We start from the raw sequence: 21,481 nt of genomic DNA on the forward strand, positions 1-21,481 counted from the left end.
CGGGAGATAGATATGCAAGCGTTTACTATATTGACGGGAACGGTCGCTCCGTTAAATCGGGGAAATGTCGATACGGATCAAATCATCCCGAAACAATATTTGAAAACGATCCATCGCACCGGCCTCAAAGAGGGATTGTTTGCCGATTGGCGGCGACGTGCGGATGGGTCTCCGGATCATGATTTTTTTGTCAACCAACCGCGCTATCAAGAGGCCACGATTTTGTTGACCCGTGAAAATTTCGGGTGTGGGTCCTCAAGGGAACATGCTCCATGGGCTTTGTTGGACTATGGCATTCGTTGTATTCTGGCTCCGAGTTTTGCCGATATTTTCTACAATAATTGTTTCCAGAATGGAATTCTTCCCGTCGAGCTTCCAGGAGAACACATCCAAACCTTATTTGACCGGGTAGCCCATACCGACCAATATCACATCACAGTCGACTTGGCTCAGCAGGTGGTCACCCTTCCTGAAGGGGAAACGTATTCGTTCGCATTGGATCCATTTCGCAAGGATTGTTTGTTAAAGGGATTAGACGGAATAGGGCTCACGCTTCAACACGAATCTGCAATTGCCGCTTATGAAAAACGCAGGGCTCAGGAGGCCCCCTGGCTCTTTCAGGATTTTTCCTCTTCAGACCGCTTGTGAACGTCTCTTGATCTTCTCGACTAATCGGGATGGGCCTGGAAGGACCCATCTCGATTCTTCTTACGATCTTACCGGAACTAGCATTGGCCCATGTCCGTTGAGTGGGGCGCAGCGCAGAGTGGACATTATTCTCAATCCGAGGGATGATGGGTTCTTGAGATCATCCCCGTCTCCTTTATCCTGTTCTCGTATATTGCTGGAAATACCCTGCATGGGAGTCATTGCCCAGAGCCGCACCCCCAAAAGATGAGTGAAGTCCACATCCTACGGGATGTCCTCATTATTTTTTCTATTTCTGTTCTGGTTGTTTTTGTTTTTCAAAAACTCCGGCTACCGGCAGTTGCGGGATTTTTAGTTTCTGGCACCTTAGTGGGGCCTTACGGCCTGAACCTCATTTCCGATCTACACCAAGTCGAAACTCTCGCCGAAATCGGTGTGGTATTGTTGCTATTTACCATAGGCTTGGAAACTTCTCTTTCGCGAATACGGGCTTCCAGAAGGCTCTTATGGGTTGGAGGTCCCCTGCAAATTTTAAGTATGCTGAGTGTTGTAGCACTTGGGGGTTGGTTTCTGGGTCGATCATGGGAAGAATCGGTTTTCTGGGGACTGTTGTTGTCGTTGAGCAGCACCGCCATTGTCCTTAAGATTCTGGGAGATCGAGGAGAAATGGATGCGTTGCATGGGCAAGCGACCATGGCGATTCTTATTTTTCAGGATCTAGCCGTTGTGGCTATGATTTTACTGACTCCGGTACTGGGAACGGGTTCCCAAGGGGAGACCGGGGTCATTGTCGAAACGCTCGTGAAATCCGTTTTGGTTGTGGGGTTGATCGTGTTGGCTGCTCGGGTTCTTGTCCCTCATGTTCTTCATCTTATTGTGGGGACTCGAAGTCGAGAGTTATTTCTCCTGTCGATTATTGTATTGGGGCTGGGAACGGCTTGGTTGACTTCCCTCGCGGGATTGTCATTGGCTCTAGGCGCATTTATCGCGGGGCTAGTGATTTCTGAATCGGAATATAGTCATCAGGCACTGGCCGAAGTCATTCCTTTTCGGGATAGTTTTAATAGTTTATTTTTTGTCTCAGTGGGGATGTTAATGAATCCCTCGGTCATCGCGGAATTTCCCATTTTGGTGATGGGATTATTGGTGCTTGTCGTGTTAGGCAAGTTCCTCACAGGAACCGGAGCGGTATTCCTTGCTGGAGTTCCCGTTTCTACTGCATTATTAACGGGGGTGGCATTAGCGCAGGTGGGAGAGTTTGCCTTTATCCTGGCCCGGGTGGGGCAGGGAGAAGGATTATTGAATACCCATGCCTATAATATATTTCTTGCAGTATCGGTGTTGTCCATGACAATTACGCCATTTTTGATTCAATGGGCTCCCCGCCTGGCTAGACGAACTGAGGCTCTTGACCGCCTAAAACATTGGTTCCCTCGACGTCAGGTCAATGTGCGGCAAAGTATCAAGATTAAAGTCAAAGACCATGTCATTATCGTGGGTTATGGCTTAAATGGCCGGAATCTTGCCAGGGTTTTAAGTGATATGGAGATTCCATTTGTGGTGCTGGACGTCAATCCTGATGTCGTGCAGGCTGATCAAAAAAAGGGACGGGGCACCATGCTCTATGGGGATGGGACGAATCCCAGAGTGTTGACTCAAGCCGGCATCTTATTGGCGCGAGTACTCGTGGTGGCTACCTCTGACCCTTTTGGCGCGCGCCGAATTGTTCAACAAGCACGACAACTGAATCCCAATCTTCATATTGTCGTACGAACACGATATTTAAAGGAATTGCAGGACCTTCAAGAACTAGGAGCCAATGATGTCGTGCCGGAAGAATTCGAAACATCAATTGAAATTTTTGCCTTGGTTCTGCGTACCTATCAGACGCCGAAGAACAGGATTCAAGATAAAGTTGAACAAATTCGTCGGGAAGGGTATCTCCTACTCCGGAGAGGGGAGCTCCCTGAGTTAGCACACCATCTGCGTGCTGGGACATTGGCTGATGTGCAAGTCGATACCTGTCGGGTGGAAAACGATTCTCCCGCGTTGGGGAAACCATTGACGCAGTTGCATATCCATGGACGGACAGGCGCTTCGGTGATTGCGATTACACGGGATGGCGTGACGCAATCCAATCCTTCTCACGAAACGATTCTGGAGCCAGGTGATGTCCTCGTCCTTCTTGGTGCGCGTGAGCAAATCCGTAAGGCCATCGCCTTGCTCGTGGATGTCAAAATGTAAAAGGCTTGGTCTTGCCCGGGCCTATTTGGACGGCGGGTAAGCCCGTATGGTCGATTCCTCTACAAAATCGTTCCACCCAATGATTATGGCTTATCTTCTTCAGGTGTAGAACGTCGCTGGGGTGATCTTTTAAAGCTCTTGGAATCAGGCTTGCCTGCCATGAGGGCTCCATGCTGGAGAAACCCTGCATCCCAGGTGGGTCCTGGAAGGGGATGCGATGTCGTCTGGGCTTTCGGTGAAGGAAAGCTTCGCGAATGGATCTTTTCGTATTCCAAACCAGAGGGCCTCGTCAAGTAAGCTTTGAGCCTTCACGCCTTGCGCACGTCTCAAGGAGAAGGAAGAAGACCTGGCAAACGTGCCGTTCAAGAACGATCATGATTGGACGCCAAGTGCCAGAAGAATTCTCCAACCTTCCCTGCCTGGTTGATGCCTAAAGGCTTTTGGGGATCCACCGATAAAAGCCCGTGAAGTAATTGGTCACGTGTCTCCTCACTCAAAAGCGAGTTTGGATCATTCGAACGAAGATGGCATAACACAACGTAAACTAGTGGCCTCTTTCCGATAAAAGCAAACCCATTGTGAAGTGGGGACGCAAAGCCACGGGTCAGAATTTCTGATAGCCGGGTTACCGAAGAAAGAGAGACGTGCGGGAATGGGGCCTCTGTATGTGTGCGAAGGAGGTATCCCATGTCCGATGGTCGTGCGGCGAGTCGTCTAAAAAGGTGTCTAGCGTGGTGTATGCTTGGCAGTTGCCTCCTTTTTCTCCCGCAGGGGGCACAAGCCGCCACCAGTGATTCGGCTACCCTCCAATGGACCGCCAATCAAGAGGCCAATTTAGCGGGATATCGGATCTATCGAGGAACCAACCCCGGGGTTTATGGGGTTCCCACGACGGTCGGGAAGATCACGACCCATCAATATACCAACTTACCCACGGACAAAACGCACTATTTTACGGTTACGGCTTTCGATGCCTCGGGCAATGAAAGTCTTCCCTCCCCCGAGGTGAAAAAATATATCGCACCGTCCTCCCCCTCTTCCGGTTCCTCGAGTCCGCCGCCGTCCTCCTCGCTCAGTATTTCGAATCTGACCGTTGCCAGTGGAGCCACGTACCTGGTGGCCGCCGTCGGCCTCCAAGCCGGGGGGGACGGTGTATCGCGACCGCGCCTATACCTTTACCACGGTCCCTACGAGTGTGCAGGGCGCGGCCTATATCCAAACGGCTAATAATGATAAAGCGGCCACGGCAGCGGCTTTCCTCCGCTTTACGGTGAATCAACCAGTGTCCGTCACGGTAGCTTATGACGTGCGGCTCACGCCAAAACCGTCGTGGTTGAGCAGCTTTACCGATACGGGCAAGAATCTGGTGACCTCGGATACGACCTTCCGCCTCTATGCTCGGGCTTTCCCCGCCGGGACGATCACTCTCGGGGGTAATGCCGGTGGGGGGAGTGGCAGTATGTATTCCGTTATCGTTCAACCAGCGGAGGGCCCCGCTCCCGATATCACGCCTCCCACGGTAGCCTTGAGTGGCATCCAAAATGGGACGTCCCTGAGTGGCACCGTTACCGTATCGGCCATCGCCACAGATAATACTGGAGTGGTGGGTGTACAATTCCGACTCAATGGGAGCAATCTGGGGGCGGAGGATACGACACTCCCTTTCTCGCAAATATGGGACACGACTGGATTGGTTTCCGGTCAATATACATTGACCGCGATTGCCCGCGATGCGGCAGGCAATACCACAAGCTCAGCTCCGGTTACCGGAACCGTCGCCAATCCAACTACGCCGCCAACAACTATTTCCACAACCAATCCAACCACGGGCTCATTAGCGATTACCAACCTGACCGTCGCTACTGGGTCGGCGTATGGCGTGTCCGCCGCCGGTCTTCGCGCCGGGGGGACGGTGTATCGTGACCGCGCCTATACGTTTACCACGGTCCCCACGAGTGTACAGGGCGCGGCGTATATTCAAACGGCGAATAATGATAAAGCGGCCACAACGGCGGCCTTCCTCCGCTTTACGGTGAATCAACCCGTGTCCGTCACGGTGGCCTATGACGTGCGGCTCACGCCGAAACCGTCATGGTTGAACAGCTTTACCGATACGGGCAAGAATCTGGTGACCTCGGATACGACCCTTCACCTCTATGCTCGGGCCTTTCCGGCCGGGACGATCACTCTCGGGGGTAACGCCGGGGTTGGGAGCGGCAGCATGTATTCCGTCATTATTCAACCCTCAGCGCCAGTTACTACCACTGTCGATAATCCAACCACGGGCCCATTAGCGATTACCAGCCTGATCGTTGCCAATGGGTCAGCGTATGGCGTGTCCGCCGCCGGTCTTCGCGTGGGAGGGACGGTGTATCGCGACCGCGCCTATACGTTTACCACGGTTCCCACGAGTGTGCAGGGCGCGGCCTATATTCAAACGGCCAATAATGATAAAGCCGCCACAACGGCGGCCTTCCTCCGCTTTACGGTGAATCAACCGGTGTCCGTCTCGGTGGCCTATGACGTGCGGCTCACGCCAAAACCGTCGTGGTTGAACAGCTTTACCGATACGGGCAAGAATCTGGTGACCTCGGATGCGACCCTCCGCCTCTATGCTCGGCCCTTTCCCGCCGGGACGATCACTCTCGGCGGCAATGCCAGCGGGGGAAGTGGCAGTATGTATTCCGTCATTGTTCAACCCTCAGCGCTCGTTACCAGTACTGTTGCCACTCCAACCATGCCCCCATTAAGCATTTCCAATCTGACCGTCGCTAGTGGGGCAGCGTATGGGGTGCCTGCCGTCGGCCTCAAAGCCGGGGGGACGGTGTATCGCGACCGCGCCTATACATTTACCACGGTCCCCACGAGTGTGCAGGGCGCGGCGTATATCCAAACAGCCAATAATGATAAAGCGGCCACAACGGCGTCCTTCCTCCGCTTTACGGTGAATCAACCGGTGTCCGTCACGGTGGCCTATGACGTGCGGCTCACGCCAAAACCGTCGTGGTTGAGCAGCTTTACCGATACGGGCAAGAACCTGGTGACCTCGGATACGACCCTCCACCTCTATGCTCGGGCCTTTCCGGCCGGGACGATCACTCTCGGGGGCAATGCCGGTGGGGAGGGCGGTAGCATGTATTCCGTCATCGTCCAACCTGTGGTCCAATGATGTTGTGTTGGAAGAATTCGATCCATCTATTGAGCTTTTTGTTTGGTTGTCCGCATCTATCCGACGCCGAAGGCCATGATCAAAACCCTGCATCCCAGGTGGGTCCTGGAAGGGGATGCGATGTCGTCTGGGCTTTCGGTGAAGGAAAGCTTCGCGAATGGATCTTTTCGTATTCCAAACCAGAGGGCCTCGTCAAGTAAGCTTTGAGCCTTCACGCCTTGCGCACGTCTCAAGGAGAAGGAAGAAGACCTGGCAAACGTGCCGTTCAAGAACGATCATGATTGGACGGCAAGTGCCAGAAGAATTCGCCAACTTCCCCCGCCTGGTTCATGCCTTAAAGGCTTTTGGAGATCCACCGATAAAAGCCCGTGAAGTAACAAGAGCCTGTGTCTTCTCCCATTCAAGAGCGAGCTTGAATCATTCGAACGAAGATGGCATAACACAGCATAAACGAGTGGCCTCTTTCCGATAAAGGCAAACCCATTGTGAAGTGGGGACGCAAAGCCACGGGTCAGAATTTCTGATAGCCGGGTTACCGAAGAAAGGGAGACGTGCGGGAATGGGGCCTCTGTATGTGTGCGAAGGAGGTATCCCATGTCCGATGTTCGTGCGGCGAGTCGTCTAAAAAAGTGTCTAGCGTGGTGTATACTTGGCAGTTGTCTCCTTTTTCTCCCGCAAGGGGCACAAGCCGCCACCAGTGATTCGGCTACCCTCCAATGGACCGCCAATCAAGAGGCCAATTTAGCGGGGTATCGGATCTATCGAGGAACCAACCCCGGGGTCTATGGGGTTCCCACGACGGTCGGGAAGATCACGACCCATCAATATACCAACTTACTCACGGACAAAACGCACTATTTTACGGTTACGGCTTTCGATGCCTCGGGCAATGAAAGTCTTCCCTCCCCCGAGGTGAAAAAATATATTGCACCGTCCTCCAACTCTTCCGGTTCCTCGAGTCCGCCGCCGCCCTCTTCGCTCAGTATTTCAAATCTGACCGTCGCTAGTGGGTCAGCGTATAGCGTGTCCGCCGTCGGCCTCCAAGCCGGGGGGACGGTGTATCGCGACCGCGCCTATACATTTACCTCGGTCCCCACGAGTGTGCAGGGCGCGGCCTATATTCAAACGGCCAATAATGATAAAGCGGCCACGACGGCCGCCTTCCTCCGCTTTACGGTGAATCAGCCGGTGTCCGTCACGGTGGCCTATGACGTGCGGCTCACGCCAAAACCGTCATGGTTGAGCAGCTTTACCGATACGGGCAAGAATCTGGTGACCTCGGATACGACTCTCCACCTCTATGCTCGGGCCTTTCCGGCCGGGACGATCACTCTCGGGGGCAATGCCAGCGGGGGGAGTGGCAGTATGTATTCCGTCATCGTTCAACCAGCGGAGGGCCCCGCTCCCGATATCACGCCTCCGACTACTCATGTGCTTTGGCGCAATGCGAGTAGCGGTGAAGTCGCTGTCTGGCGGATGAATGGGCTAACCATTACGTCAGTCGGTTTCCCGGGAAGTACTTCTACAGAATGGAAGATTAAGCAGGTGGGAGATATTAATGGTGATGGTGAAGGCGACATCCTTTGGCAGAACACCATAAGTGGAGTGGTGGGTATTTGGCTAATGAAGGAGGGGACAATACAATCGTTCGGCTTTCCCGGTGGTGTGTCAGCCGAATGGGTAGTTAAGGGGATCGGTGATATCAATGGGGATGGCAAAGGGGATGTGATCTGGCGCAATAAGAAAAGTGGAATGGTGACTGTATGGTTTATGGATGGGCTGTCGATTCGCTCTGTCGGCTTTCTTGGAGGCACTCCAACCGTGTGGGAAATAGAGCAAGTGGGCGACATCAATGGCGATGGGAGGGCCGACCTGGTTTGGCAGAATCGGACGAATGGCACAGTGGCGGTCTGGTTACTGAACGGGTTGACCATTACCGCGGTGGGCTTTCCCTCAAGCACTTCACTGGATTGGGAGATTCAACTACTTGGAGATGTCAATGGGGACGGTAAAGGGGATGTGATCTGGCGCAATAAGAAAAGTGGAATGGTGTCGGTGTGGCTGATGAACGGGGTGACGACACCCTTGGCAGGTTTTATAGGAGGCATACCTCTTGAATGGGACATTAGGCAGGTGAGTGATGCGGATGGAGATGGTAAGGGAGATGTGATCTTGCAAAATCGAACGAATGGCAAAGTGGCAGTGTGGCTGATGGATGGGTTGAAAATTGGTTCGGTGGGGTTTCCGGGCAGTACCCCGGTGAACTGGGAAATACAAAAATAAGATGGGTGGGAATAACATCACCAGTTGCCTCAAATTTCAAAAAGTGATTGGTCTGGGTAACATGTAGGGGTGAACGATGACATATCAAGCTCAACGACAGCTAGGGAGCGGACGCCACTTCTTCATGGTGTGTGGCGGAGTACTTCTGGGCATCAGTCTATGCGGCTTGCCGGATATGGTGTTGGCCACTGATCGACAGGTTCCGCTTCATGTCGATTCCGGAGGATTGACTGGTCAGTTGCACCAGGTATCTCTGCGCACAGTCCTTGGTCAGTTGCAAAAACAATTGGGCCTTGACTATGTGGCACCGGATGCAGAATTGGAGAAAGTCATTTCGGTGAGGTTACAGAATGAACCCTTGCACAGGGCACTCTCGAAAATTTTGGGTCAGTGGGACTATGCCTTTACATTGAATGCGGCTGGACAAATCACCACACTCCATGTGATGGCTAAGGTCTCACCGGAAGTATCCCTATCGGATAAGAAGGTTAAAGACTGGGAACGGGAACCTTCGGGGCAAAAGGCCAGTGCAGTCCCAAAAAGCGGGTTAGGAAGCCATGGGTTAGATAGGGAGAGTGAAAGTCAGATGAATAAGAATGTGCCCAGATCTGAACGGCAATCTCATGGGAAGCGAAGGTTCGGTGGACAGGTGTTCGCCATCAGGAATGTTCCTATGGAGATTCGTCCACCTGCGCCCGGAGCATCCATGCAAATTTCCCCAGCCAATACTAGAGACATGCCGATAACTCCGGCGGGAAATAGTGAGCCCGCGATGAAAATCATTCCTCCGACCGGATTTCCTCCTATGAAAATTCAACCCGTACCGAAAAATATTCAACAAGAAATGCTTCTTCCCCTGAACCCATAAAGTCGAACCAAAAGCTCTCTCCACCGTCTTGCCTGTTATTGGCAGGATAGGCTCCTCTATATTTATAAGGAGAAAAGACAGAACAATTACGTAATCGTATTTCGCAGAGAGTTCTTAATTTCAGGGAACTATTCATACTAATTAAAGCGGGCCTCTCCTATTGGAAAATTTGTAGGGCTAACAGCAAGGCCTGCTTTCTGCTCATGCCATTTCGACATTCTGGCTTTGCGTATGGGGTCGTGTTGCTCTGGGTATACCTCATTTTCCCTTTGCCTGCTCTCCCCTTCTTGAAAGAAGTCATTTTTAAGAAAGGTCTTAATAATTCGGAAAAAGGGCTGTTCACCTCCTTCTTAGTATTCTTAGCTTGTCCAATCAGGAGTAGCCCTGCTGGATGGACCATTCTGAACACTCCATTTTTCGATTCTGGGTTGAATGGAAAATACGTTGTGCCTATGCCTCTCGAAAGTCATGGGAATATTGGTTTGTGAGGTAAGGGGAGACTCTACGTACTCAGGGAATGATGCTCACGAGCAACATGGCAGAAGTTTGGCCGTATTGGGTTTGAAAAGAAGAGTTATTCATTTGCTGGTTGTGTGCGATTTTGAGGCTGAGGGTTTGTTGGCGATGGTTCAGATGTAAGTAGTCCCGAACGTCTTTTTTGAATAACAGGGAGACGTCGTATATTTGAGGATTGGCGGGGATATTAGAGCGTTGGTTGAGGATATATTGTCCAAGAATCGAAACATGCAGGGAATCATCCACAGCAAGGTAGGCGTAGCCAAGTTTTGCCGCCAGCGTGTCAGTACGAAGTGCATCAAAACGATTCAGGTCCCGGGCGAATTCAATTCCCGGTTTGAGAGTCGAAGTTGGGGAAACTCGAAAATTCGAACCAAGCTTGGCAAAGAACCGATCGTTGGCCATCGTGCCACGGGAATTGACTCGCCGGATAAACCCCCACTGGGGCGTGAGATCTACCGGTTCTAACAGATTCAGGGTGCCACCCAATTTTGATCCAAATTCCTCCTCTGACCCATTCTCTCCATATTCACTTTGAGACGTTTTATAATAAGAGGACCAATCCCCCTTGCCCGCCCCGTGGAGAAACGACATGTTCGCGGAAACGGTTTCTGTGTTAATCACATTGGAGAGAGGCCCCTCAGGACGAGTGAAAATGTCTTTTTGCTGCCTGGCATACCCAAGGGATAGGCTGGGCCAATTGGGAGCGGACAAGAGCAAAGAAAATTTTTGTTGGTTAGCGACGGTTTGAGAACGAGAGAGATCTCCCTCCACATTACTAGTGAATCGGCTGAGTTCAATTTGGGGAGTGACGAACGGAAGATTCCATTCCCATGCCAGTTTTCCTCCTACCCGATCATTGGGCGTCGTCAGTGAAGTGTTCCCGGTTTCTTGCCCGGAGAAGCCATACTGAGCTTGATACTTCATACTGGCTGTGGTCCCCTTAAGAACGATTTGAGCTCCCATGCGGTTGGTTAACGGCGTTGCGGAGTTGTCCGTTACAAAGGGATCCCTATACATCATCTGGACTCCAGCGGACAGGGCATCATGAAAAAGAGGAATATCATTTGATGCTTCATACAAACTGCTACCACCTTGGCTCACCAGCGAGGGCATATCGCGAGCGTTCTGAAGGTTGAACGGTTCACGTTTTTGGTTAAAGTTGAAACGAGTGAGAGCATATTCATTCTTCGATACAGTACAGGGCGTGCTTGGGGAGAAGAACGGCGAAGAACGTCCTAAAGAGGAATAGTTTGGAGAGCCACATGCATTGGAATGTGAATCGGTTCGCAGACCTAATCGATCAACGTGCGGGATCGTATCCGCAGAAAAGGCTGAATCGCTTGCAAATGGGAGAAGTAGACATCCCATAACCAACCAGAGAACAGTCCGCACCATCACCTGCCCCCTTCGTTATGTTTTTTCTCTCATCTTTATCGGTTAGCAACTCAGATGCCGTAGGGCAAAATGGGCAGAAATTTCCTCCAAAATTGCAAATATTTGTTAGAAGAAAAATAAGAGAGTTGATCTCATTGCTAATATTTCAAATTGCAACAATTTTGGAGTTGGAAAGTTTTTCCCATGTGCGAGAAACCTGAGTGAATCTGGGGGATTCCAGACACAGGTTCCCTGTGCTTTTATAACCACAAAGGAATTGTGGCGATAAAGAAACGATAGAAAGTGGAGGCAGATAGCGGCCACCCCGGAAATTCGGTGAATCAGGTGTCTATCTCGCTTTTGAAATCCTGAAATAATCGAAAATCTGTATCCAAAAGTCACAAAGGATGCCTAAAACGATATAATGACATGGTGTTACCCTAAAGGTATTGTAAGGCGCGAACGACGGCTGCATGTTCAAAACGGTATGATCCCAAAAATGGATGTGGGAAATAGTGAATACATATTTTTACTACTTTTCATCTCACCAAGTATGGGAGTTTGGCGAGAAGTTTGGGATTATGAAAAGCCTCGTAATGTCGAAAGAATCAGGCCCCGTAATGATATTCAGTTTCTTGAGACTAACGAGTACGCACATTTGACGGGAAGATGTATATTTTTAACTCCTCAAAGCCCCTCAGTTCTTAAATGAATGGGTGAAAAAATGGAGGCCTTGATGAAACGAATCCGGTACTTTTCATTCAGCATTGGATTGGCGGCACTGTTGATAGGGGGAGTGGCGGCCTTCTCTCAAGTGAGTCTTGCGACAGAAAAGACTCAATATGCTAAAGCCACATTTGCCGGAGGCTGCTTCTGGTGCATGGAAGAGGTGTATGAAAAAGTTGATGGGGTGGTATCTGTAGTCTCTGGATATACGGGAGGACACCTATCCCATCCAACTTATGAGCAAGTGTCGGCCGGAGGAACTGGGCATGCTGAAGCCGTTGAAGTGACCTACGATCCTACCAAGGTCACGTATCAACGTCTGTTGGAGGTGTTTTGGCATAATGTTGACCCTACCACGCCGAATGCCCAGTTCTGTGATCATGGCGATCAATATCGAACCGCAATCTTCTACCATGACGAAAACCAAAAAATGGCAATCGACGAATCCAAGCTGGCAGTGGAGAGTTCCAAATCATTTCCGCAACCAATCGTGACCGAGATTGTTCCGTTTTCGGTCTTCTTCTCTGCCGAAGACTATCATCAGGATTTTTATAAAAAAAATCCCGTCCGGTACAAGTTTTATAAATGGAATTGTGGACGTTCGCAGCGTTTGGAAGAGTTGTGGGGAAGGCCATAATCACATCAAAAGGACTTACCCCCCACCCTTTTCTGGCATTTAATTTATGGTCTTGGATTTGTAAAGGTGGTAGGCTTCTTCTTGTTCTCTTGACCTTTAATAGCCGGCACATACCGTGTGAGCTTGTTGGGTATGATCCGCGTTGCTGGCGTCGCCCGACTTCTTTTTTCTTCCGCCAGTTCACAGGCAGCCAATGTTGCTTTTTTTGATGGTTCTAAAGTTGAATCCTATGGCGAGGCACTACATCAAAATCTAGAAGGCAGTCTATTCATAGTATCTACGCTCGTGAGGTGTGAGAAAAGTTTCCGGAAATCTTGGACAAATTTTTCACTGTCCGGGAACATGACAATCGTAATGCTTATGAATTCACCGTCTCTTCAGTTATGGGATTGCCCATCAGAATGAGCAATGCCTTAAGACCGCATTATTCCCTCCCCCTACGTTTGGATCTTGGATCGCGATTCTTCCATCCGTGCTACTAACAAATGACCGCATCTTAACCGACATCTTCAATTGTAGTCTGATATATTCCTTCCTTTGGATGAAAGCCAGATTGAATGAATCCTGCCTTAACGCCGGAAGTATGAAAGACTCTCGCAGTAGCCCAGAACCGAAAAAGGTAATTTTCCCTTCGCATTTCGGTCGGGGGTTGTGTATGTGGAGATGGGCGGGGGTGATCCTCCTTCTTTCCATATTGGGTTGCCAGATGCGAGAGGTACAACCAACATTTAAGGATGAATGTGGGATTCTTCGTTCCGACGTTGATTGGTCAAATCGGATTAAGGTGTTGAATCTATTAAGCCTGGCCTTTTCCCAAAAATGCGATGCCGCAGTCATTGAGTATACGGAAGAAGCCCAATTTGGATTTCGCGATAAAACATTTTCTTTCTCTCGTGAAATGGCCGGGGTCTTTTTATCTGATGGGGTGCTTACGGATTATGTGTTGGAATCGTATGAGCGGGCATATTTAAGCGTTTTGCTTGCCGCGAGTTATCTGAGGACCGGACATGTCGAGGATGCAAAAGTGGAATTACGGCGGTTGGACCATGAACTGTTCGCCCCGTTGTATAATTTTGGTGAAGACCCTGTCAATCTTGTGCTTTCCGCCGTGCTATGGGAAGTCCTTGGTGAACCAGGAGATGCCAGAACCGACTGGTTCAGGCTGGCGGAGCCCACCAGTTCTTTTCTTCTGCATGTGCCTCATGCTCTTCAATCGTTTGCCCAAAAACAGGTGATCAGGCTGGATCAGGGTGCTCGTCCTACCCCCCGGTGGGAGGTCTATGGAATTGGTCGCTTTCCTGAGGTCGAGTGGGATTTCAAATTGTTTGGTGCCCCCAATGGATACTTTGTGATTCATCCCAAGCCCCCTTTTCAGGAGTTGTGTGTTTCTGAAACGGGCCTACGTCTTTCAACGGAAAGTTGGTTTGCAAAAATCGCGCACAGGCATGATCATGCTTACCACCCTCTTTTGAACATTCAGAGTTGGATTCGTTTACCTGTCGGCGTGGTTTATGGATTAGTGCCTTTTTCTCTTGGGGTCGGTGTGGCTGTTGGTGGATGTGCGGGGGCAGCGTCACTTGGAGGAAGAGGCAGTGATGATTTGTGTGCCTTGTCCATTCTGGGTGGCACGCAGTTAATGCAAGTTGCTCCCACAGTGTTTCAGAATACCGTACGTCCGGATTTACGTCATTGGGAACTGCTCCCTGCAGCGGTTGTTGTTACTCAGGAGTCCGATGTGGGCTTTGAGCCCTGTGATAGTCATCAGGTGATTTTGCACTATTTGGTGACTCGTGCTCCTGCCCCTCCTTTAAGTTCTTAGAAATAGGAATTTTCTTCAAAACCATTTCATTCCGACGGGATTGCCTACTTCCTGGTAGTGGTCCATGCCCGTCCAAATAAAATGGCTTAGGGAGATATTTATTTAATTGGTCATGAGGCTTACGGAAATTTTGAGAGCCAATGGTCCAAAGGGATATCGTCCCCGAATGAATTTTTTACTGAGGATTTTATCTATTTAGATACAAAGTGTATCGAAAAAGAGAATGTATGAATAGGCAAAGATAAGGTGACAGAACGGCAAAGAAGAATACGAGGTGGCTATTCCCTAGGTTTTTTCTTAACCCCCCCATGTATGTCATACTACATTATCATGGGAATAGGTCTTGCTTTATGAAAGGAATACCTTATGACATACACACCATTGGGAGATCCTCGGCTGTTTCCTTTTAGGCAAACCGGGTTAATTGGGTCTCTTCGACTGGGCCTGACCTTGTTGGCCATTGGGGTCATGATGATGGGGGCCAGCAAGGGGTGTGCAGAGGCCAAGCCTCCTGAAACCCTAGCTCCTGCTCCTCAAAGTATTGCGGTCTATGCTCTTTCGCGTGGGAAAGGCGTACCTGATCAGGCCATCGAGGTGTTGGCCGACTCTCGCACACTTCTCAAGTCCGCCCAGGAACGCGGGGAGGTCCGGCGATTGGTTGAGCAACGTATTGGAATAGAAGGGGAGACGAGGCTCTGCGCGGAATTTGCTGATGTGGTTTCGGCTCATTCAATAATTGAGCAGATTCAACAACTCGGCGAGGGAGTGGATTTGATCAACGTAAAGGTTGAGCCCTGTCCTCCATGATCAACTTTTATTCTCCACGAATATTTTTTGGGTTAGACGGCATCTAGTGGTTCCCGGGGTTCTCCTGTTGATCAGCAGGGAGGTTCATCATTACTTTCAAAGGAGTGGAATTATGAAAAATTGTCGAATTTTTCTCAATCAGACATTGACGGTGATAGGAATGGTCATCGGATTGACTGCCTGTTCCCAACTCCATACGACTCCACGACCAGCTGTTGACAGTGGGCACAAAAATTCTCCGGACCAGGGCAAGCAAATTTTGTCGGATAACGCAGAACAGAAACGAGACGAGTGGAAAAATAAAACCTTTGAGGAGTTTAAAGCCCAAACGTATAAGGAACCATTTGAAGGTGGGAAATATATTGTGAACGGTGATACCCCCATTCTCAATGAAAAACTTCTACAGGAATTTTTTGAAACTCGAATAAAGGAGTCGATCAACTCTCGCGAGGGGGTTCGAACGAAATTAACCGTTCATCAAGTCAATGGTCAGGACGCAGTGTGGAATTCTATAGAAAAACGGCAACTGACCTACTGCGTTAGTAAAACCTTTGGCGCGAATTATGAAAAAATGAAGTCCGACATGGAGGCGGCCGGAAATGCATGGGAGGCGGTGGCTGCCGTTGATTTCATTTATGTGGGAGGAGAGGATGATTCTTGCACGGCGTCTAACCCGAATGTGGTTTTTGATGTACGCCCGGTCAACGTGAATGGCCAATATCTGGCTCGAGCCTTTTTCCCGAATGAGCAACGGTCCTCGCGAAATGTCTTGGTGGATAACAGTTCTTTTCAACTGGATCCAAATGGCAAGCTATCGTTACAGGGGATATTGCGACATGAATTAGGTCATACGATTGGATTCCGGCATGAGCATACCCGCCCGGATTCGGGTACCTGTTTCGAAGATAGTAATTGGCGACCGCTAACCAGTTACGATGCCTTCTCGGTCATGCATTATCCGCAATGTAACGGTAAAGGGGATTGGACCTTGACCCTGACCAACATCGATAAAAATGGGGCAGCGTGTTTGTATGGCCCTGCGCAGGGATTCACCATTGATACCGCAATTTGTCAGGGACCCGACGAACCGCCGGGACCCATAGCCTGCGGACCAAAAACGGAAACGTTTGTCGGACAAAGTGTGGCCAAGAATGCAGAGCAAACCTATGGCCCCTTTATGGTGGTTCCCGGAACATTAGTGGAAGTGGTTATGCATGGAGAAGCTAGTCCCGGTGATCCCGATCTCTATGTTCGGTTCAACCAGAATCCGACAACGACTGCCTATGATTGTCGTCCTTATCTCTCGGGTGCGGAAGAAAAGTGCGTCCTTGATGTGCCCACCAACGGGACCGCGGTCCATGTAAAAGTTCGGGGATATTCAGACGCGCATTTCAATCTTACCGTGACTCATACTCCTACACATTAATAGCTCAGCACTTGTGAATACAGGGCAGAGAGGCTTTATGGCCTACCTGCCCTGATCCCGTTGATACGCTGGCCTAATGACAGGTTTCCGAGAAGTTGAGAAAAATTAGCCGTATTAGGGGAAGGATTGAGCACAGCGGAAGCCGATGTTCGCTGACCGTTCTTCTGGAATGGCTCCTCCACGAGTCGCTGACCGCAACATGACTGGTCGACTTTTCCATGATCCGCCCCGTACAACTTTATATCGCCCCGATTTGGGACCAGGCGGATTTCTTGCTGGCATGATGGGGTAATAATCTGGTCCCAGCCAATCATTAACCCATTCCGCGATATTGCCCGCCAAATGCAATATTTTATAAATACTTTGGCCATCTTCGAAGCTATCCACCGTTGCAACCAGAGGAATTTCATGGACGTGATATTGTCCGAATACGGCTAAGTCCGCTGTCGGGTCCATTTCCCCCCACGGAAAGATGCGGGCAGATTCCCCTCTTGCCGCTTTCTCCCATTCAGCTTCTGACGGCAGTCTCTTGTAATGATGTTCGCAAAATGCTTTGGCTTCCTCCCATGTAATGTAGAGTGCCGGCCAGGAAGCGAGTGCCTGGTCAGGAATGAAATGCACACTAATGAGATGCCAAATGAGTCCTCGTAACTCATGAGAGACCGGCCTGTTGGTTGTTAGCAAAAATGCCAGATATTCGCTTAAGGTGCCTTCATGCCGATCCATGAGAAATCTATCCACCCAAATGTGACGTTGAGGGAATTCCGTGTCGTCATAATGCATTTCAAGACTATGCCGAAGATCGTCTCGACGATTGGTCCCCATCAAAAATACTCCTTCGGGAATGGTAACCTGTGGGGAGGGTTTGGCCAAGCTGGCGATATGGGCGATATGCTCATCAACTTCGTCAGGAGGTAGGTGGGTCTCTCCGATTGCCAAGCAGGAAGATCCCCAGAGTAGCCCTATGGAAAGGAAGGCCGTCAACAAACGATAATGTAAGAGTCGAACTGCCGTGAACGCTAGGAAGAATGTGTGGAGCATGTTTCTAGTCGTGGATTGAAAATCAAATGAGGGCAGTCTACGTGAAGGGCACTTTGTGAGCAAGCCGGATATAGCTGGAGATGCAACATGACAATATGGTTAGTCGATGTATAGGTTCGAAAGTCACCGGGTAAGAGGATTAGGATAGTCTGAAAATCTGGCTATGGACACAGCATGGACTCGTGCGAAGTGAAACAGCTTGGCGCAGGGCATGTGGTATCTGGCTATGTCAGAAATTGTAAGGCGGGCGAGTAGAAAAACACCCACAGATGCCGGATTCAACAGCAGTACGCGTTTTTATGGCTTGGCAATCTTGCGAGCAGGCACTGGTCTCAAGGTTGGTAACAAAAATGTATAACAAGGCTGATACAAAAAGGAAATTTCTGTGAATGGTGGTGTTGCTGCGTTGAAATGTCCCTGCCTGGTCCGTATAAATCTTGACGATGAGGTCCGTGTTATTTGAGCCGTATTAAAGACATCACCTGAGTATCCTTCAGCCGTTAGAGAATGTGTTGTGTGTGGTTTCTTTTCAAGGGCAGGAGCGGGAGTTGCACCTGTCATGAGGTTGTCCAGGAACAATTGGCCGATCGGTCCAGAGTTCTAGTCATCAAATAATCATGACAATCCATCGGGCAAAGGTTGTATCCTGCAAAACAATGAAAGGCTTGTGGGCTAGGTCCAAAATGAGAATTTACTGATTGTCACGGATGAGTTCTTGGCGAGGATGTTTGTGGAGTGTTTAAACAATAGGCTAACCATTAGGGTATTTGCGAGGGGAACATGAATAACCCTATTATCAATTCTGCTTTTCGCATGGAGGAGTGTGTCTGCTTGAAAATGTTCTGTGGTCTACTCATGGTAGGCACTCTAGCTGCGTGCATCGGAGATAAGTATCAGCAGCAGGCGGATATCATTAAAGGCCATGTGGAAATGTTCTATGGTTATTTGCAATCACATCAGGTTGAGCAAGCTATGTTTGAAAATGAACAGATTGAGGTACTTGCGCTAAGAAGTGAAGAACGCCTGCTTCGTCGTGTAGGGCAGATGAGGCAGGGTGAGAAAACGCAGGAATGGAAAATTATTAAAACGGCCAAAGAAACAGCTGCGGAAAATTGGTTAGCATTGGCCCGTTATTTTTCTGAAAACCAACAGTACAACAAGTCCCTGGGCACCTATCGACGGGTTATTGAAACCTACCAAGGCTTGGCCAACCAATTTTATGTCGACCGTGCGAAAAGGGGAATTCAGGACGTGAAAGCCATCCTGGATCCTGGGGTTCCGCCTGTAACCCCTGAAAAATAGTCTTGCCTGGCACTGCGTTTTTTATGGATGGAGATATCTATTATCCCAGCTCCCCGGGAGGAATAGAAAATTTCTTCTATTCTACATCTATTCAAAATTTTTATGAACTCTAAGAATGAGGTTGGTGGTTCTGAGAACGCACAGGAGAATGCGGATTTATTGTGCATAAAAACTTTCTCCTTCTAGCGGTGGGCACCAAGCCTTTACAATTTGAACATTTTGAATTGTGCAGGGGGAAAAACTGGTGCAATATATTTGAGGAGCGACAGCAGTCATGTGGGACCCCACTTTGGATTCAGACGCAAACCCCTCGGGCCACGGGGCAATACCAAAGGCCCACTCTCCATCCAGGCTTCTCGTGTCTTCATAGTACACGTTAAAGCCAATGAAACCCCTCCCAGATGTTGTGCAATAATTATTGTAGGGTGGTAATTGAATATCAACATGGAAAATGTAGCCGTCTTCCACCCAGGAATCCCCAAACTCGATAGGCAGTTCATCAGCCGAGGCTGAGGTTATCAGACTCAAGGAATAGAGAAAGGCTAAAAAAACACCGCAACTCAGGGCCAAACATTTCAAGGATGCTGAGGTTTTCCTGTAAAAAAAGGGAAAGGAGGATAAGACGCGTAAATTCATATGGTGAAGACCTCACTGTTGTATTAATGGATTAGACAAACATATTCTATTCAACTGACACATGAAACGGTTGTCAGTTTGCTCTACTATACCGATTATTTTTCAGATACCGTCAATACAGCAAACGAGGGGAAGGGGCGGAAGCATTTTTTAAAAAAAGTGAGAGAGAAAAAGGAATGGTGGATAGATTTAATGATAGGTAATGGAGGAGGGAAGATCGGATCAGATCCCAATCGAAAAGAAATTCGGATTTTCTCCAAAATGTTGCAAAGCTTTTGAGGTGATTTGTCGCCCTCGGGCCGTTCGATCCAGATATCCAGATTGAAGCAGAAAAGGTTCGTATACATCTTCTAATGTGGATTTTTCTTCTTGGACCGCTGCGGCCAATGCGTCGATGCCAACTGGTCCTCCCTTAAATTTTCTGATTATGGTCAAGAGTATTTTGCGGTCCATTTCATCAAATCCTGCCTGATCGACTCCTAACCATTGTAAGGCTTCCTGTGCAACAGATCTCGTGATCCGTCCTTGGGCTTTAACCTCGGCAAAGTCACGCACACGTTTGACTAATCGATTAGCAATACGGGGAGTCCCACGAGCCCGGCTGGCAATTTCTCCCGCCCCTTCATCCTCAATGTGGATTCCGAGTAGTTTAGCGGAGCGGGCAATGATGACCTGCAAGTCTTCAGGCAGATAATAATCCAATCGATAAACAAGCCCGAAGCGCTCTCGCAGAGGAGAAGTGAGGGAGCCCGCGCGTGTCGTGGCTCCAATGAGCGTAAAAGGTGGGAGATCTAATTTCATGGTGCGCAGGGAGGGGCCCTGTCCAATCACCAAATCTATTTGGTAATCCTCCATGGCGGGATACAATACCTCTTCGGCCGCTGGAGGCAACCGGTGAATTTCATCGATAAATAGAACATCCCGTGGCTGGAGATTTGCCAAAATGGCGGCTAGGTCGCCCGCGTGGGTGAGTACCAGCCCTGAGGTGGAGCGAATCGTGCCCCCCATTTCTTTGGCGATAATATGAGCGATGGTGGTTTTTCCTAACCCAGGAGGTCCATAAAAAATGGCATGGTCCAAGGCTTCTCCTCTACCCGTTGCCGCGTCAATACAAACCCGAAGCGATTCTTTCATCCGCTCCTGGCCGATATACTCCGTTAAGCGTTGAGGTCTCAAGGTCCCCTCAAGGCTTTGTTCTTCTTCTATGAGATGAGTGGTAAGAATCCGGTCGTCCATATATGGAATCAGTCTAAACCGAACTATTGTAAGAAATGCATTCTTGACGGTGTTGGGAAAATAGAAGAGGGAGGAGAGCTCCCTCTTTCGGGAAATGACTCAATAACTGAAAGCAGACTGCGAAGTGAGATAAAACTAAGGCTCCAACCAGGCCATCTAGAAACCTGAAAATAGATCCTGGCAGCCAAGGCAGAATTCCACATTTACTTGCCGTTCAAGGAAATTCACGAGAAAGCCTTGCTTTTCATACAATAATTTGGCACCCATCAGTGTTTCATTGGGGAAATCCTCTGGTCCCAGCAGATCGCGAATTTCTTTCGTGGATTTGGCCCCGAGAATGTGTCGGAAGATGCCACGGACTTTATGGGCAAATCGATTATTTATAAATATGAGATCCACTTTCCCATCAGTGATACGGACCCCTGCCATTGCCCCAGTTGGATTTTCTTTGTCCCATAACAGAATGAAGGTGCCTTCTTGTTCTGCCCGAACACCGGAAATTCTTGCTTCGACGAGGGCCTCCACCGCAGTGGCTTCTGGGTCCCCTAATTTCACTCGATAGAGTGAAATTTCTGCAGCATTTATTTCCTTCGCCTCTTCAATGCTGTTGCGAGTGAGTTCGTATTTGGCGGCCCATCCTTGTGAAGAAATTGTCAAAAGACTCGTCAGAATAATAGTGGCAGTCAGGATACATGCTGCTTTCAAATTCTTCATGAAATTCCTCATCAATAAGGGAAATGAAAATA

At 49.4% G+C, this 21,481-nt stretch carries 15 protein-coding genes and 2 riboswitches; of the genes, 11 read left to right on the forward strand and 4 right to left on the reverse strand.

Going from position 1 to position 21,481, the window contains the following annotated elements:
• Positions 1-12: 12 nt before the first annotated feature.
• The 6 genes from leuD to PP769_RS04990 all read left to right on the forward strand — a co-directional run bounded on the left by leuD (position 13) and on the right by PP769_RS04990 (position 9,212).
• Positions 13-648, forward strand: a complete 636-nt coding sequence (leuD, locus tag PP769_RS04965) for a 3-isopropylmalate dehydratase small subunit (protein ID WP_312645802.1) — start codon at positions 13-15, stop codon at positions 646-648.
• A gap of 246 nt (positions 649-894) precedes the next feature.
• On the forward strand, positions 895-2,892 hold the full coding sequence (locus tag PP769_RS04970; protein WP_312645803.1) for a monovalent cation:proton antiporter family protein: 1,998 nt from the start codon (positions 895-897) through the stop codon (positions 2,890-2,892).
• Positions 2,893-3,448: 556 nt separating this feature from the next.
• Positions 3,449-3,525: riboswitch (cyclic di-GMP riboswitch) on the forward strand.
• Positions 3,526-3,579: 54 nt separating this feature from the next.
• Positions 3,580-4,119: a fibronectin type III domain-containing protein gene (locus tag PP769_RS04975; protein WP_312645804.1), complete on the forward strand. Its 540-nt coding sequence runs from the start codon at positions 3,580-3,582 to the stop codon at positions 4,117-4,119.
• Entirely contained in the window at positions 4,043-6,061 is a 2,019-nt protein-coding gene (locus PP769_RS04980) for an Ig-like domain-containing protein (protein ID WP_312645805.1), read from the forward strand. The genes PP769_RS04975 and PP769_RS04980 overlap by 77 nt, the downstream gene beginning before the upstream one ends.
• A gap of 463 nt (positions 6,062-6,524) precedes the next feature.
• Positions 6,525-6,601: riboswitch (cyclic di-GMP riboswitch) on the forward strand.
• Between the two features lie 54 nt (positions 6,602-6,655).
• On the forward strand, positions 6,656-8,344 hold the full coding sequence (locus PP769_RS04985; RefSeq protein ID WP_312645806.1) for an FG-GAP-like repeat-containing protein: 1,689 nt from the start codon (positions 6,656-6,658) through the stop codon (positions 8,342-8,344).
• 76 nt (positions 8,345-8,420) lie between these two features.
• Positions 8,421-9,212: a hypothetical protein gene (locus tag PP769_RS04990; RefSeq protein ID WP_312645807.1), complete on the forward strand. Its 792-nt coding sequence runs from the start codon at positions 8,421-8,423 to the stop codon at positions 9,210-9,212.
• Positions 9,213-9,722: 510 nt separating this feature from the next.
• On the opposite strand, the gene PP769_RS04995 is transcribed toward PP769_RS04990, so the two are convergent.
• A complete protein-coding gene (locus PP769_RS04995) occupies positions 9,723-11,126 on the reverse strand; it encodes a hypothetical protein (protein ID WP_312645808.1) in 1,404 nt (467 codons plus the stop codon).
• A gap of 715 nt (positions 11,127-11,841) precedes the next feature.
• On the opposite strand from PP769_RS04995, the gene msrA reads away from it, so the two are divergent.
• The 4 genes from msrA (at position 11,842) to PP769_RS05015 (ending at position 16,520) form a co-directional block, all read left to right on the forward strand.
• Complete coding sequence (msrA, locus tag PP769_RS05000) at positions 11,842-12,468, forward strand: peptide-methionine (S)-S-oxide reductase MsrA (RefSeq protein WP_312645809.1); 627 nt, start codon at positions 11,842-11,844, stop codon at positions 12,466-12,468.
• Between the two features lie 655 nt (positions 12,469-13,123).
• On the forward strand, positions 13,124-14,287 hold the full coding sequence (locus PP769_RS05005) for a COG3014 family protein (RefSeq protein WP_312645810.1): 1,164 nt from the start codon (positions 13,124-13,126) through the stop codon (positions 14,285-14,287).
• Between the two features lie 366 nt (positions 14,288-14,653).
• Complete coding sequence (locus tag PP769_RS05010; RefSeq protein ID WP_312645811.1) at positions 14,654-15,094, forward strand: hypothetical protein; 441 nt, start codon at positions 14,654-14,656, stop codon at positions 15,092-15,094.
• A 112-nt stretch (positions 15,095-15,206) separates the two neighbouring features.
• A complete protein-coding gene (locus PP769_RS05015) occupies positions 15,207-16,520 on the forward strand; it encodes a matrixin family metalloprotease (RefSeq protein ID WP_312645812.1) in 1,314 nt (437 codons plus the stop codon).
• A gap of 114 nt (positions 16,521-16,634) precedes the next feature.
• Here PP769_RS05015 and PP769_RS05020 read toward each other — a convergent pair whose 3' ends face one another.
• Positions 16,635-17,561 carry a formylglycine-generating enzyme family protein gene (locus PP769_RS05020; RefSeq protein WP_312645813.1) on the reverse strand — a complete coding sequence of 309 codons (927 nt, stop codon included), beginning with the start codon at positions 17,559-17,561 and terminating at the stop codon, positions 16,635-16,637.
• Between the two features lie 780 nt (positions 17,562-18,341).
• Here PP769_RS05020 and PP769_RS05025 point away from each other — a divergent pair.
• The gene (locus tag PP769_RS05025) at positions 18,342-18,863 is read left to right on the forward strand and encodes a hypothetical protein (RefSeq protein WP_312645814.1); all 522 of its coding nucleotides are present in this window, start codon (positions 18,342-18,344) and stop codon (positions 18,861-18,863) included.
• Positions 18,864-19,721: 858 nt separating this feature from the next.
• Here the strand turns inward: PP769_RS05025 and ruvB are convergent.
• On the reverse strand, positions 19,722-20,735 hold the full coding sequence (gene ruvB, locus PP769_RS05030) for a Holliday junction branch migration DNA helicase RuvB (RefSeq protein WP_312645815.1): 1,014 nt from the start codon (positions 20,733-20,735) through the stop codon (positions 19,722-19,724).
• 156 nt (positions 20,736-20,891) lie between these two features.
• Positions 20,892-21,449, reverse strand: a complete 558-nt coding sequence (locus PP769_RS05035; protein WP_312645816.1) for a hypothetical protein — start codon at positions 21,447-21,449, stop codon at positions 20,892-20,894.
• Positions 21,450-21,481 lie beyond the last annotated feature (32 nt).

It is taken from the genome of Candidatus Nitrospira allomarina, from assembly GCF_032050975.1.
Classification (GTDB): Bacteria; Nitrospirota; Nitrospiria; order Nitrospirales; family UBA8639; genus Nitrospira_E; species Nitrospira_E allomarina.

Coding starts and splice junctions, on each gene's coding strand:
- leuD (WP_312645802.1), top strand. CDS start 13: ATGCAAGCGTTTACTATATTGACGGGAACGGTCGCTCCGTTAAATCGG.
- PP769_RS04970 (WP_312645803.1), top strand. CDS start 895: ATGAGTGAAGTCCACATCCTACGGGATGTCCTCATTATTTTTTCTATT.
- PP769_RS04975 (WP_312645804.1), top strand. CDS start 3,580: ATGTCCGATGGTCGTGCGGCGAGTCGTCTAAAAAGGTGTCTAGCGTGG.
- PP769_RS04985 (WP_312645806.1), top strand. CDS start 6,656: ATGTCCGATGTTCGTGCGGCGAGTCGTCTAAAAAAGTGTCTAGCGTGG.
- PP769_RS04990 (WP_312645807.1), top strand. CDS start 8,421: ATGACATATCAAGCTCAACGACAGCTAGGGAGCGGACGCCACTTCTTC.
- PP769_RS04995 (WP_312645808.1), bottom strand. CDS start 11,126: ATGGTGCGGACTGTTCTCTGGTTGGTTATGGGATGTCTACTTCTCCCA.
- msrA (WP_312645809.1), top strand. CDS start 11,842: ATGAAACGAATCCGGTACTTTTCATTCAGCATTGGATTGGCGGCACTG.
- PP769_RS05005 (WP_312645810.1), top strand. CDS start 13,124: ATGTGGAGATGGGCGGGGGTGATCCTCCTTCTTTCCATATTGGGTTGC.
- PP769_RS05010 (WP_312645811.1), top strand. CDS start 14,654: ATGACATACACACCATTGGGAGATCCTCGGCTGTTTCCTTTTAGGCAA.
- PP769_RS05015 (WP_312645812.1), top strand. CDS start 15,207: ATGAAAAATTGTCGAATTTTTCTCAATCAGACATTGACGGTGATAGGA.
- PP769_RS05020 (WP_312645813.1), bottom strand. CDS start 17,561: ATGCTCCACACATTCTTCCTAGCGTTCACGGCAGTTCGACTCTTACAT.
- PP769_RS05025 (WP_312645814.1), top strand. CDS start 18,342: ATGAATAACCCTATTATCAATTCTGCTTTTCGCATGGAGGAGTGTGTC.
- ruvB (WP_312645815.1), bottom strand. CDS start 20,735: ATGGACGACCGGATTCTTACCACTCATCTCATAGAAGAAGAACAAAGC.
- PP769_RS05035 (WP_312645816.1), bottom strand. CDS start 21,449: ATGAAGAATTTGAAAGCAGCATGTATCCTGACTGCCACTATTATTCTG.